11 protein-coding genes and 1 tRNA gene are annotated in these 13,476 nt (G+C 66.3%); 6 read left to right on the forward strand and 6 right to left on the reverse strand.

What is annotated here, in order from left to right:
• Positions 1 to 47: 47 nt before the first annotated feature.
• The 4 genes from thrC to argS form a co-directional block, all read right to left on the reverse strand.
• Complete coding sequence (gene thrC, locus Aau02nite_RS25185) at positions 48 to 1,097, reverse strand: threonine synthase (protein ID WP_212991040.1); 1,050 nt, start codon at positions 1,095 to 1,097, stop codon at positions 48 to 50.
• 79 nt (positions 1,098 to 1,176) lie between these two features.
• Positions 1,177 to 2,487 (reverse strand): homoserine dehydrogenase, encoded by a 1,311-nt coding sequence (locus Aau02nite_RS25190; RefSeq protein ID WP_212991041.1) that lies wholly within the window; start codon positions 2,485 to 2,487, stop codon positions 1,177 to 1,179.
• Positions 2,484 to 3,869, reverse strand: coding sequence for a diaminopimelate decarboxylase (gene lysA, locus Aau02nite_RS25195; protein WP_212991042.1), 1,386 nt, complete (start codon positions 3,867 to 3,869; stop codon positions 2,484 to 2,486). Before lysA ends, Aau02nite_RS25190 begins: the two co-directional genes overlap by 4 nt.
• Positions 3,870 to 3,871: 2 nt before the next feature.
• On the reverse strand, positions 3,872 to 5,542 hold the full coding sequence (argS, locus tag Aau02nite_RS25200) for an arginine--tRNA ligase (protein WP_212991043.1): 1,671 nt from the start codon (positions 5,540 to 5,542) through the stop codon (positions 3,872 to 3,874).
• 96 nt (positions 5,543 to 5,638) lie between these two features.
• On the opposite strand from argS, the gene Aau02nite_RS25205 reads away from it, so the two are divergent.
• The 5 genes from Aau02nite_RS25205 to Aau02nite_RS25225 all read left to right on the forward strand — a co-directional run bounded on the left by Aau02nite_RS25205 (position 5,639) and on the right by Aau02nite_RS25225 (position 11,183).
• The gene (locus Aau02nite_RS25205; protein ID WP_212991044.1) at positions 5,639 to 6,451 is read left to right on the forward strand and encodes a thioredoxin-like domain-containing protein; all 813 of its coding nucleotides are present in this window, start codon (positions 5,639 to 5,641) and stop codon (positions 6,449 to 6,451) included.
• On the forward strand, positions 6,451 to 7,119 hold the full coding sequence (locus tag Aau02nite_RS25210; protein ID WP_212991045.1) for a DUF305 domain-containing protein: 669 nt from the start codon (positions 6,451 to 6,453) through the stop codon (positions 7,117 to 7,119). Before Aau02nite_RS25205 ends, Aau02nite_RS25210 begins: the two co-directional genes overlap by 1 nt.
• Positions 7,120 to 7,185: 66 nt before the next feature.
• Positions 7,186 to 7,257, forward strand: a tRNA-Arg gene (locus Aau02nite_RS25215).
• Positions 7,258 to 7,694: 437 nt separating this feature from the next.
• Positions 7,695 to 8,069, forward strand: a complete 375-nt coding sequence (locus Aau02nite_RS25220) for a Het-E N-terminal domain-containing protein (protein ID WP_212991046.1) — start codon at positions 7,695 to 7,697, stop codon at positions 8,067 to 8,069.
• A gap of 114 nt (positions 8,070 to 8,183) precedes the next feature.
• Positions 8,184 to 11,183 (forward strand): tetratricopeptide repeat protein, encoded by a 3,000-nt coding sequence (locus tag Aau02nite_RS25225; RefSeq protein WP_212991047.1) that lies wholly within the window; start codon positions 8,184 to 8,186, stop codon positions 11,181 to 11,183.
• A 49-nt stretch (positions 11,184 to 11,232) separates the two neighbouring features.
• Here the strand turns inward: Aau02nite_RS25225 and Aau02nite_RS25230 are convergent, their stop codons facing one another.
• Both Aau02nite_RS25230 and Aau02nite_RS25235 read right to left on the reverse strand, forming a co-directional pair.
• Complete coding sequence (locus Aau02nite_RS25230; protein ID WP_246595426.1) at positions 11,233 to 11,796, reverse strand: site-specific integrase; 564 nt, start codon at positions 11,794 to 11,796, stop codon at positions 11,233 to 11,235.
• 578 nt (positions 11,797 to 12,374) lie between these two features.
• Positions 12,375 to 12,587: a hypothetical protein gene (locus Aau02nite_RS25235; RefSeq protein WP_212991048.1), complete on the reverse strand. Its 213-nt coding sequence runs from the start codon at positions 12,585 to 12,587 to the stop codon at positions 12,375 to 12,377.
• Positions 12,588 to 12,971: 384 nt separating this feature from the next.
• Here Aau02nite_RS25235 and Aau02nite_RS25240 point away from each other — a divergent pair, with 384 nt between their 5' ends.
• The gene (locus Aau02nite_RS25240; RefSeq protein WP_212991049.1) at positions 12,972 to 13,472 is read left to right on the forward strand and encodes a cation:proton antiporter regulatory subunit; all 501 of its coding nucleotides are present in this window, start codon (positions 12,972 to 12,974) and stop codon (positions 13,470 to 13,472) included.
• Positions 13,473 to 13,476: the final 4 nt, after the last annotated feature.

Here is a 13,476-nt window from a genome sequence, read left to right on the forward strand (position 1 = left end):
CAGCTCGCGTCAGGCCAGGCCAGGCCGGAAGCGGGCGGCAGCGTGCGTCAGGCCAGGTCGAGGGCCTGAGCGGCGGCCATGACGTCGTTCTTGATCGTCGTCGGCGAGGGCGCGGTGCTGATCGCCCACTCCGGGTCCTTCAGGCCGTGCCCGGTCACCGTGCAGACCACCGTGCTGCCGGCCGGGATCATCCCCGCCTCGGCCTGCTGCAGCAGCCCGGCCACGCTGGCCGCGCTGCCCAGCTCGACGAAGACACCGACCTCACGGGCCAGCAGCCGGTACGCCGACAGGATCTCCCGGTCGGTCACCGCCGAGATCAGACCGCCCGAGCTGTCCCGGGCGTCGAGGGCCTTGGTCCAGCTCGCCGGGTTGCCGATCCGGATGGCGGTGGCGATCGTCGACGGCTCCGGCACCACCTGACCGTTGACGATCGGGGCTGCGCCGGAGGCCTGGAAGCCGTACATCTTGGGGATGATCTTGCTGTTGCCCGCCTCGTGGTCCTCCTGGTAGCCCATCCAGTACGCGGAGATGTTGCCCGCGTTGCCGACCGGCAGGCAGTGGATGTCGGGAGCGGCGCCGAGCGCCTCGACGATCTCGAAGGCGGCCGTCTTCTGCCCGTGCAGGCGGAAGATGTTCACCGAGTTGACCAGGGAGACCGGGAAGTCCTGGGACAGCTTGGAGGCGAGCGCCAGGCAGTCGTCGAAGTTGCCGTTGACCTGCAGCAGCTTGGCCCCGTGGACCAGCGCCTGGGCCAGCTTGCCGAGCGCGATCTTGCCCTGGGGCACGAGCACGGCACAGGTCAGCCCGGCCCGGGCGGCGTACGCGGCCGCGGAGGCACTCGTGTTGCCGGTCGAGGCGCAGATGATCGCCTTCGACCCCTCCTCGACGGCCTTGGACACGGCCATGGTCATGCCGCGGTCCTTGAAGGAGCCGGTCGGATTGGCCCCTTCGACCTTGAGGTACACGTCCGCGCCGGTGCGCCGGGACAGCACCGGCGCCGGCACGAGCGGCGTGTTGCCCTCATGCAGCGTGACCACCGGGGTGGTCGCGGAGACCGGCAACCGGTCCCGGTACGCCTCAATCAAGCCCCGCCACATGGCACTGCCCCTTCGTCGTCAACCCTGCAAGCATGCCGTACGTACCCGAATACCGGGACTAGACGTCCACGGCTTGGGATCAGGCGCCGCCCTCGACGCGCAGCACGCTGGCGATCGAGCGGACGATGTCCAGCGAGCGGAGATCCTCCACCGTGGCCGCCAGGTTCGCGTCCGGCGCGCCGTGGGTCACGATCACCAGCGTGGCGTCCTCGTCCCGGCCGGACTGCCGCACGGTCGCGATGGACACCTCGTGCTTGGCGAAGACGCCCGCCACGGTGGCCAGCACGCCCTGGCGGTCAGCCACGTCGAGGCTGATGTGGTAGCGGGTGACCGACTCGCCGATCGGCCGGATCGGCAGGTGGGCGTACGAGCTCTCGCTGGGCGCGCGGGTGCCCGAGAGCCGGTTGCGGGCCGCCGCCACGATGTCGCCGAGCACGGCGCTGGCGGTGGGCGTACCCCCGGCTCCCCGGCCGTAGAACATCAGCTGCCCCGCGGCCTCGGCCTCGACGAAGACCGCGTTGAAGGCGTCGCCGACGCCCGCCAGCGGGTGGCTGCGCGGGATCATCGCCGGGTGCACCCGGACGCTGACCGAGTCGGTGCCGGCCGAGTCCTCGCCCCGCTGGGCGATGCACAGCAGCTTGATCGTGCAGCCCATCTCCTTGGCGCTGGCCATGTCGGCCGCCGTCACGCCGGTCATGCCCTCCCGGAACACGTCCGCGGCGGTGACCCGGGTGTGGAACGCGAGCGAGGCGAGGATGGCGGCCTTGGCGGCGGCGTCGAACCCCTCGACGTCGGCGGTCGGGTCGGCTTCCGCGTACCCCAGCTCGGTGGCCTCGTCCAGGGCCTCACCGAAACCGGCCCCGGTGGCGTCCATCGACGACAGGATGAAGTTGGTCGTGCCGTTCACGATGCCGGTCACCCGGGTGACGCGGTCGCCGTGCAGCGACTCGCGCAGCGGGCGCAGCAGCGGGATCGCGCCGGCCACGGCGGCCTCGTAGTAGAGGTCGGCGCCGCCCTCGGCGGCGGCGTCGTGCAGGGTCGCACCGTCCTCCGCGAGCAGCGCCTTGTTGGCCGTGACCACGCTCTTGCCGGCCTTCAGCGACTCGGTGAGCCAGGAGCGCGCGGGCTCGATGCCGCCGACCACCTCGATGACCACGTCGACGTCGTCGCGCTTGACCAGCCCGAGCGCGTCGGTGGTGAACAGGGCCGGATCGATGTCGCTGTCGCGCTGACGGCCCGGCCGGCGCACCGCGATGCCGACGAGCTCCAGCGGGGCGCCGATCCGGGCGGTCAGATCCTCGGACTGCTCGTGCAGCAGGCGGACGACCTCGCTGCCGACAGTGCCGCATCCGAGCAGGGCCAGGCGAACCGCGGGCTTCTCAGAACTCATCCCACATCCAATGCGAGCAGATCATCTTCGGTCTCCCGGCGGACGATCACGCGAGACGCGCCGTCACGCACGGCGACCACCGGCGGCCGGGGCACGTGGTTGTAGTTGCTGGCCATGCTCCGGCAGTACGCACCCGTACCGGGCACGGCGAGAAGATCTCCGGGCTGCACGTCGGCGGGCAGGAATTCATCCTTCACGACAATGTCCCCGGATTCACAATGCTTTCCCACGACGCGGGCGAGGAGCGGGGGCGCGTCGGACTTGCGACCGGCCAGCGTGGCCGAGTACGAGGCGTCGTAGAGGGCGGTACGGATGTTGTCGCTCATCCCGCCGTCCACGCTCACGTACGTCCGGATGCCGTCGACGTCCTTGACCGTGCCCACCTCGTACAGGGTGAACACGGCCGGTCCGACAATGGCCCGGCCCGGCTCGATCGACAGCCTGGGCCGGCGGAGATTCTCCGCCGCGCACTCGGCGTCGACGATCTTGTTGATCCGCTTGGCCAGGTCGCCGGCCGGCGACGGGTCGTCCTGGGTCGTGTAGGCGATGCCGAAGCCCCCGCCGAGGTCCAGCTCTTCCAGCTCGACCCCGCGGGCGTCGCGGATCTGCGCCTGCAGCTCCAGCACCCGCCGGGTGGCGACCTCGAAGCCGGAGGTGTCGAAGATCTGCGAGCCGATGTGCGAGTGCAGGCCGTGCAGGTCCAGCACGTCCTCGTCGAGCACCCGGATCGCCGCCTCGAACGCGGCCCCGCCGGCCAGCGAGAAGCCGAACTTCTGGTCCTCGTGCGCGGTGGCGATGAACTCGTGGGTGTGCGCCTCGACGCCGACGGTGACCCGGATCAGCACCTTGGGGCGCTTGCCGCTCTCCCGGGCCAGCGCGGTCAGCCGGTCGATCTCCTGGAACGAGTCCAGGATGATCCGGCCCACGCCCGCGTCCAGCGCCCGGGTCAGCTCGGAGACCGACTTGTTGTTGCCGTGGAAGCCCATCCGCTCGGCCGGGAAGCCGGCCGCCAGTGCGACGGCCAGCTCGCCGCCGGAGCAGACGTCGAGGAACAGGCCCTCCTCGTTGATGACCTTGACCACGGCCTTGCACAGGAACGACTTGCCTGCGTAGTAGACGTCGGCACCGGCGAAGGCGGCCGCGAAATCGCGGCAGCGCGAGCGCAGGTCGTCCTCGTCCAGGAAGTACGCCGGCGTGCCGTACTCGGCGGCCAGATCGAGGACGCTGACGCCGCCGATCTCCACGGCCCCGGCCTCGGCGCGGCGCACGGTCCGCGGCCAGAGCTGCGGTACGAGCGCGTTGACGTCCTGCGGGGGACGCAGCCACGCCGGTCCCCGGTTGCCGATGTCGCCGTGCAGCGCTCCGGCCTCATGTGCCCGCATGACTACATCCTCTCGGGGGCGGAGACGCCCAGCAGTGCCAAACCGTTCGCGATCACCGTTCGGGTGGCGTCATTCAGCCACAGGCGGGCCTTGTTGGCCTCGCCGATCGGCTCGTCGCCCTTCGGCAGGATCCGGCAGGCCGGCTCGTCGTAGAACCGGTGATACGCCCCCGCGACCTCTTCCAGGTAGCGGGCGACGCGGTGCGGCTCACGCAGCTCGGCCGCGCTCGCCACCACAGCCGGATATTCACCCAGCGCCTTGAGAAGGTCGTTCTCCTTCTCGTTGGTGAGCAGCTCGGGCCGGAAGTCGGCGGCCTCACCGCGGGTCAGCCCCACCGTCGCGGCCTGGCGCGCGGCGCTGGCCGTACGGGCCGCGACGTACTGGACGTAGTACACCGGATTGTCCCTGGACGCGCGGGTCCACAGGGCGATGTCGATGTCGATCGGCGAGTCCGAGGAGTACCGCGCCAGGGCGTACCGGGTGGCGTCCACGCCCAGGGCGTCGACGAAGTCCTCCAGCGTGATGACCGTGCCGGCGCGCTTGCTCATCCGCAGCGGCTCGCCGTCGCGGACCAGGTTGACCAGCTGGCCGATCAGGATCTCGAGGTTGGCGTCCGGGTCGTCGCCGAAGCAGGCGGCCATGGCCTTCATCCGGCCGATGTAGCCGTGGTGGTCGGCGCCCAGCATGATCACGACCCGGTCGAAGCCCCGCTTGCGCTTGTCCAGGTAGTAGGCACAGTCCGCGGCGAAGTAGGTCCAGTCGCCGTCCGACTTGCGCAGCACCCGGTCCTTGTCGTCACCGAAGTCGGTGGTCCGCAGCCAGGTCGCGCCCTCGGATTCGTAGATGTGCCCCTGCTCGCGCAGCCGGTCCAGAGCCTCCTGCAGTTCACCCCGGTCGTGCAGGTCCTTCTCGTTGAAGTACGTGTCGAAGTGCACGCCGAACTCGTCCAGCGACTGCCGGATCTCGGCGAACATCAGCTTGACGCCCTCGACCCGGAACACCTCGAGCGCCTCGTCCTCGCCCAGCTTCAGCGTGTCCGGGGCCTCGGCCAGCACCGCGGTGGCGATCTCGGCGATGTACGCGCCCCCGTACCCGTCCTCGGGGGCCGGCTCGCCCTTGGCCGCGGCGTACAGCGAACGGGCGAACCGGTCGATCTGCGAACCGGCGTCGTTGAAGTAGTACTCCGTGCCGACGTCGGCACCGGCCGCCCGCAGCAGCCGGGACAGGGCGTCACCGACGGCCGCCCAGCGCACCCCGCCGATGTGCACGGGGCCGGTGGGGTTGGCCGAGACGAACTCCAGGTTGATCCGCTGCCCGGCCAGGCGGTCGGTGCGGCCGTACTCCTGGCCCGCCAGCACCACGTCGCGCGCCAGCACCCCGGCGGCGGCCGCGTCCAGGCGGATGTTGAGGAAGCCGGGCCCCGCGATCTCCACCGACTTGATGCCGGGACGGCTGCTGAGTTCCTCGGCGAGCGCCGCGGCCAGCTCACGCGGCGCGACACCGGCCTTCTTGGCGAGCTGCATGGCCATCGTCGACGCGTAGTCGCCGTGCTCGGGGTTTCGGGGTCGCTCCACCGTCGTGGTCTCCGGCAGCAGGGAGACATCCAGGCCGCGGGTGACGAATACGGCACGCGCAGCTGTGAGAACGGTGGAAGCGAGGTCAGCGGGAGTCACTGAGCCATGCTATCCGGGTAGACTTTGCCGCCCGGCGGCGTACCGGGGCCTGCTCGCGGGCCCGGCCCGACCTTTCCATCGGATTGACGAGGAACGATGAGCATGAGCACCCCGGGACCCGACAGGGTCCCGTCCACCGTGAAGGTCGACAAGACGTCGGGCCAGGGCAAGCCGCCCGCGGCCAAGTCCACCGGTGCGAAGTCCGCCGGGGCCAAGTCCGGAACGCGCCCCGGCGCCCGCCCGCAGGGCAAGGGCGGCAAGGGCCGCAAGCCCACCGCGCCGGTCACGGTCAAAGGCAGCCGCAACTGGGGCCCGATCGCGGTGGCCGGTGTCGTCGTGCTGATCGCGGTGGGCATCATCGGGTACGGCGTGTTCGCGTCGATGAAGGGCACCCAGTCCTGGGAGGACCGGGCGGCCGGCATCGAGGGCGTGGTCAACTACCGCGCCCAGAACAACCCGGCGATCAACGCGCAGGACCACAAGGACGGCCCGCTCACCTACGTGACGAACCCGCCGGTGGGCGGCGCGCACAACGCCGCCTGGCAGAACTGCATGGGCGACGTGTACGCCGAGCCGATCGCCAACGAGCACGCCGTGCACAGCCTCGAGCACGGTGCCGTGTGGGTGACCTACAAGCAGGGCCTCCCCGCCGACCAGGTCACCAAGCTGCAGGAGAAGGTCCAGGGCCGGGACTACATGTTCATGAGCCCGATCGCGAACCTCGACAAGAACATCTCCGTGCAGGCCTGGGGCTACCAGCTCAAGGTCGACAACGCCGACGACAAGCGGATCGACGAGTTCGTCAAGGCCCTGCGCCTGAACGCGACGCTGGAGCCGAACGCCGCCTGCTCGAGCGGCAAGACGACGACGGGCCCGATCCAGGCCGCGGCTCCTCCCGCGGGCAACTGATGACAGTCTCGACCGAGTCGAACGCACCGGCCGACGCCGGCGCGAGCGACGACACCACCCCGGCCGGCCACCGCCGGTTCGGGGCGGTGTGGCTCGCCGCCGTCCTGGTCTTCGGCCTGCTCGTGGGGCTGGCCATCGGCCTGCTCGGCCCGCGCCTGACCACCCCCGGCGACGACTCGGTCGAGGCCGGCTTCCTGCGCGACATGAGCACCCACCACGCCCAGGCGGTGGAGATGTCGATGATCGCCCACGCGAACTCGGCCGACCCGGCCGTCGTCACCCTGAGCGCGGACATCGCCATGACCCAGCACGGCCAGATCGGCTACATGCAGGCCTGGCTGCGCGACTGGAAACTGAGCCCGACGTCGTCGGCGCCCCCGATGTCCTGGATGAAGGACTCGGCCGGCTCGGTGCAGAACGGGCTGATGCCGGGCATGGCCACCCCGGCCCAGCTGGCCGACCTCCGCAAGGCGACCGGCACAGCCCTGGACGTGCAGTTCCTGACCCTCATGCGCCAGCACCACCTGGGCGGCATCCACATGGCCCAGGAGATCCTCGACGAGTCGGACAACACCGACGTGACCTGGCTGGCGGAATCCCAGGTCCGCGGCCAGCAGGGCGAGATCAACCTGATCGACTCCATGCTGAAGAAGCTCCAGGCAACCTGACCGGCGGCGCGCCGCGGAACCGATTGGCGAGGGCTCCGCGGCGCCTGCTAGGCTCAGTTCCGCTGAGCCCCCGTAGCTCAGGGGATAGAGCGTCGCCCTCCGGAGGCGAAAGCGCAGGTTCGAATCCTGCCGGGGGCACAAAGCTTCACCAGGCGATTTGGGTCACTGACCAGCGGTAACGAGGTCGGTGGCCTTCTTCGTCGGTCCAGCCACATCCGGCCATCGCCGGCCCGCGACGGCCACTCTTGCCGGATACATGCCGAAGTCTTGGCGTCACCGCCGCGCCAGGCCGCTGGCTACCTGGAGCAAGCGACGACGCAGGAGGCTGCGGGAACTGACCGAGGTTGGACCGAAAGACTGGCGACGACCAACTGATCTCGGAGCGAACTGCAGACGAGCAGGTGCATCGCGTCGAGCGGCGGATCGAGCGCCCTCCGCCCCAGCCTTGCCTAGGCAGCATCCCCTGAGTCATCCCAATGATCGACCCTCAGATGGCTGAAGCACCCAGATTGACTTGATCAATTCGGCCCTCCAATCAGGATCAGTTAAGGTTCGAGTGCGAGAAGGAGGTTGGCGTGGATCCGGTATCCCTAATCGTTGGTGCGTTGGCAGCAGGTCTCTCCGAGTCCGTGACTGGGGCAGTCCAGGACACCTACAAGGGCCTCAGAGATGCGCTCATCCGAAGGATTCGCCGGAGCAACGCCAGTCCGGAAGTTAACGCAGAGCAAGCCGTTCGAGCGTTGGAAAGCAAGGCGGCTGATCCGCAGGCGTTGCACGCTTCGATCAAAGCGACTGACCTAGGTGATGATCCCGAGGTCGTATCACAGGCACGGCTGGTGCTCGAAGCTGCTGACCGGGCTGGCATCAAGGTCGGGAAGTACGTCGTTGACCTACGCGAAGCAAAGGGCGTTCAGGTTGGCGACAACCCCAACATGACAATCAACTTCTAGAGCAGGCCGATGCCGTCCGTAGGTGACTCTCCTGCTGCGGACAACTCGCCCCACTTAGATCTGCGAGGTTCCACCGCAGTTCAAGTGGGAGACGGGCCGCAAATGCACGTCCACATGCGCGGCAACCGACCGCCGTGGTGGACCCGGTCGGGCTATATCGAACAGGTCCGTGACATTGCCCCTGGAGGTGGATTGCCAGGAGCGCTCCGAGACCGCGATACCGAGCTGGAAGAGTTAGCAAAGTTCTGCGCTGGCGAGGGCGACTATCTATGGCTGAAGGCCGGCCCTTGGGCGGGCAAATCGGCCCTTCTTTCTACATTTGTGCTGAATCCTCCGCCGCAGACTGAGGTGGCGTCCTTCTTCATCACCGCACGTTTGGCGGCTCAGTCCGACAGCACCGCTTTCACGGACATGCTTATTGACCAGTTGACGGCAATCGTCGGCGAGGGCATGCCGGCGGCTCTCGCTCCAGCGGCCCGCGACGCTCACCGCAGAGCCCTGCTAAGAGCATCTGTCGATCGACTGAAGACCGAGGGGCGTCGGCTCGTCTTGGTCGTGGATGGACTTGACGAAGACCGCGGAACTCGACCAGGTTCAGGCCTTGCAAGCGTGGCATCCCTGTTGCCAAAGATCTGCGGCGACGGCTTGCGTATTATCGTTGCCAGCCGTCCAAATCCTACATTGCCCAGCGATGTTCCGGCGGACCATCCGCTGCGCCGGGGTTGCCGAACGCGGACCCTTGCCACATCGGCGCACGCAGCCGCTATTGAGGTTCGGGCTAGCCGCGAACTCCAAGATCTACTTCATGGTGAACAAGTCGACCAGGACATCATCGGTTTGGTGGCGGCGTCAGGTGGCGGACTCACTGCCGCCGAGTTGGAGGAGTTAATCGGCGCACCGCTTTACAAACTGGAAGGCTTGCTCGCGGGGGTCTTCGGTCGAACAATCGCAGGCCGCGCCGACAACATAAGCTCGACCCGAGTCTTCCTCTTCACTCACGAAGCGCTACGGGAGACTGCGGTCAGCTATCTCGGGAGCATGCTTTCGAGATACAGAGATCGCCTCCACGACTGGGCACAAAGATATAAGGCCACCGACAATGACCGTCCGGCATGGTCAATCAAGACCCCTCAGTATCTGCTTCGCGGCTATTCGCGAATGCTCCTCGATGCGGGAGAAATCGGACGACTAGTAGACCTTGTTACTGACCCTGCGCGGCACGATACGATGCTAGTTGCATTTGGCGGCGATGCAGTGGCCGCTGAAGAAATTCGTACCTGCCAAGATGCTCTCCTTCAGCAAGAAAATGTCGACGACTCAAAGCTGTTCGATCTCACCAGACTATCTTTTTACCGCAACAGGCTTGAGGACCGGAACAGCGCTATTCCGAGCACGTTACCCGCCGTATGGGCGCTTCTAGGTCAGCCCGTGAGGGCTGAAGCACTCGCGTCAGGGATCGCCGACCCGATAGGCCGAGCGGGGGCGCTTGCGGAAGTGGTGAAGTCGCTAGGCTATGCGGGCCGCCGACAAGAAGCTGAGAAATTCGCGGAGAAGATCGTAAATTCGATTGAGCAAGATCGAGCGTTCGCCGCTTTGGTGTGGCATCTCTCGGACATTGGTGATTTCGGCGAGGCCGAAAGGATCGCCGACGGCATCTCGATGAGAGAGATGCAGGACCGCGCCTATGCTCGCTTAGCGCAAGCCTTGTTTGGTGTAGAAAAAAGGGATCCCGCTGCTCGGATAATCGCGAAGATCAGCGCAACTCAAATGCAAAGGCGAGCGCGGTCGCCCGTGCCGCTGAGCTTGGGTTGGGACGCCGCGGACCCTAGCGAGGATGACTGGTCGATCGAGCAGCCATTCGATGGACTGCATTCCTGGAACAAGCCAGATCCCACATTCGAAGCTCAGGAATGTTCGTCTGGATCAATCGACCAGGCATGGATAGAGGACACCTCCTCCCTGTATCGCGATGACCAAGCCGAAGTCTTCGATGACGTGGTCCACATACTGATTCGTTCAGGGGAGCCCGATCGCGCGATTAAGGTTGCGAGCGCCATTGCAATGGCAGACAGGCGAGCGTCATCTCTTACAAATGTGGCCCACTCTCTAATCGGGACCGGCAACCACTCGCGAGCTGAGGACGTCGCAGAGGAAGCAGAAAGGTCTGCCCGAGAAGTCGCAGATTCGGAGGAGCGCAGCTACGCACTATCTTGCTTTGCACAGGCGCTTATCAATGTTGGCGATCTACGGCAAGCAACGGTCCTGGCTGACGCGTCGGCTCGATTTGCGATTAGGATCAAAGAACCGGCACCCAGAGCCTGGGCACTTTCTGAAGTTCTTCGCATTTACCTGACAGTGCGCGACTACGGTCGGGCGGAAAAGCTTTTCCGTGACGTAGTTTCCGATGAGGAGATCGATGTTCATGACGTGATGTACGACATCGTTGACATGCTGGCACAGGCTGGCGAGCTACAGCGCTTTCGAGGCCTCGTAGGAGACGCCCGTGAGGATTCAAATGACCGGTATCGCATCGACGATATCGCTGAGATATTCGACGATCGGCAGTCCCCGGTTGTAACCCAAAGCCTGGGTGAGGCTACTCAATCGCTTGACACGATTGAACGTATCGCTCGAAACATGCCTGACCACGGCAAGCGCGCATGGCACTTGATTCTGCTAGCCGAGGAGCTTTACAAGAAGGGCGACCAAGAACGAGCTTTCTCATTGGCCGATGAAATTGAGCAACAAGTATCTAGTGTTGTTGACGCTCCGTTGAAGGCCCGGATTCTGGGTCACCTTACAAAGTTGAGTCAAGGCTCTGAACAAGCCGCGCGCCGACGCGAACATGCGGAGCGAACTGCACGCGGGATTCCATACTTAGCCTGGCGGGCTGCGGCGTTGAGTGAACTCGCAGTGATGTCCAATACCCCGAATGCGGGCCGCCTAATTGGCGAAGCGCTAACCTACTCCAGGTGGTACGAACGCCTCGGCGCCATCTCGAAGACCTATCCCCAAGTACTGCAGCGTTTTGCAGGGTTCGTGCTGGAAGGACCGATGAGCGCCGAATTACTGCAGCCCACTGAGTCCGTACCCGGTCTCAATTCGGCGCCTTAACTCAGCGTCGCCTCCGTCAAGACATTTGGCGTAATTTCGCCAGAGGACTTCAGAGGATTGGCCCGCCCATTCGGCCACCTGAGTAGGCGATACTCCGGCATTGAGCCAAGTTGACACCGCTGCATGACGTAGGACTGCGCAGAATCGCCGTGAGCGGCGGCGGGCAAGGCACCTCACGCGTCTCCCCTACCGCTCGCTGCTTCAGTTGTCGGGAGTCGCGGTTCCGGCCGCTGTCCGTCCAGTGCTTGCCTGCGTGTGGCTCGGCCGTCTCCAAGACGAACTTGCCCCACTCGCCATCCTTGGCCGGCAGCACGAGGTTCCGGGAAACGATGATCCCTACCGCCTCCTCCGGCCGGAGTGCCGCGTAGTAGAGACAGGCATAGAACGCCACCAACCGTGGACCGATTCTCCCCTGCTCGTGTACGCCAGCGAGCAGGGTCCGTGCCTGCACTGGGTTGGCGACCCTACGGCGATCAATGCCGCTGGAGGCTGTCTTTGGCGGCGTCCATTTCATGGTGGGCCACGGGTTGGCGGTCAACGCCTTGACCTCCAGCCCATGTTCGAGCATCGCCGTGAAGATCTTTCGACGACGCGTGAGCCCGACGGCGACCACGCTGTCGGGCTCGCTTGCTGTGAGGATCGTGCAGCATGGGGTCATGCATCGATGGGGCCATGTGATGTCACCGACGTAGCGCTGGTGAACGCCGCAGCGGCGAAGTCACGACCGATCAGAACTGTGCCTGTACCGAGGCCGGATCTCAGCGTGCCCGCCGAGTGCTGCGCTACTGCTCTTGACCTTCCGTCGGTGATGGCTTGAGCGGTGGGCCGCCATGCGGTCGGAGTCGGCGCCCGTTGCCGGCCGCAAATGGTTGGGTCAACGGCCCGGCGTAGTCCGAGTCCGCAGGCAGAGTGGTGCCGTCGGGCCGTGCGGAGCGTGCGGCCGGCACGTGGTGGCGTCTGCGGTGGCGGGTCAGGTGGACGACCAGCGCGCTGACGGCCACTCCCACCGCAATGAGGGCTTCATTGTTTCCCCGACTGACTGCCCAGCCGACTCCGGTCACTGTGAGCGGCGCGATGAACATAGCCAGTGCCAGTACGTGCCAGTCCGTTCTAGTCATCTTCACTTCCCATCGTGCGGTTGGAGCAGTGTCGCGGTGATTGGTGGCGGCCCGCTTGGGCTGGTTGTCGTGGTCAGCCATAAAGCTGGTATTCAGTGGTGGGGATGCCGGTGATCAGGGTGACGCCCGGGTCGTCGCCGATGGCGTCGTCGTCGTGATGCAGGACGAGGTCGAAGTCCGGGCACTGTGGTCGTGCCCGGCGCGGGATGACGGCGACAGCAGAGAAGTCGGCTGCTTCGAGGGTGGCCCGAATGGGGGTGTTCCGGCCATCCGGGCCAGCACCCATTCGCACGTCTCGTCACCGGTCACAGCAGCGGCAGCCCGGCACACGTCGACGACTGCAACCCTCGTGTCAACCGACGGACGCACGGCTGATCGTCGCGTTGAAGCTTGGGACAACCCGTTCCCGAGCTGCGCTGCCTTCGGCTTCTTGCCGAGGCCGGGCCGCGTGGTTTGCCGCAGTGACGATGGCCGGCGTGGTGATACAGGTTCGGACGAGCTTGCAACGTGTTGTGGTCGTGGTCTGGCCGCGGTCGGCGTAGACCTTGCGTTGGTGCCGACTTGGCGTCCGGGCGTGCGTGGAGAGGTGAATCGCGTAGGGCAGCGGTAGTGGCGTGTTACGGCTACGCCGCGACGGTTGCGACCTGTGAAGATCGCGTAGTGTGCTGGTGTGCGTGTACGGGTGGAGCAGACCATGTTGCCGGGTATCGGTGTGCGTCATGATCTGGTGACGGCATCGGGTCGCACGGTCGGGGTGGTGTCGCACCGCAACGGCCGTCGGGATCTGCTGTTGTACGACGTGGATGATCCGGACTCGAGCGCGGCGTCGATCCCGCTGACCGATGACGAGGCCGAGGCGCTGGCGGATGTGTTGGGTGCGTCGCTGATGCTGGGACAGTTGGCGGGTGTGCGTGAGCAGGCCGCGGGTCTGCTGACCGAGCAGGTCGGGATCAATGCCGGTTCGCCGTTCGTGGGACGTCGGCTTGGTGACACCCATGCCCGTTCGCGGACCGGGGCGTCGATCGTGGCGGTGTTGCGGGACCGGGAGGTCATCGTGTCGCCGGATCCGTCGTTCGTGTTCGAGGCCAATGACGTGGTCGTGGTGGTGGGTACCCGTGAAGGCGTCGACGGGGTCACCGCCATTTTCGCGTCCGGCCGGACGCGCGGCTGAGGGG

The organism is Actinoplanes auranticolor, assembly GCF_018332655.1.
Lineage (GTDB): Bacteria > Actinomycetota > Actinomycetes > Mycobacteriales > Micromonosporaceae > Actinoplanes > Actinoplanes auranticolor.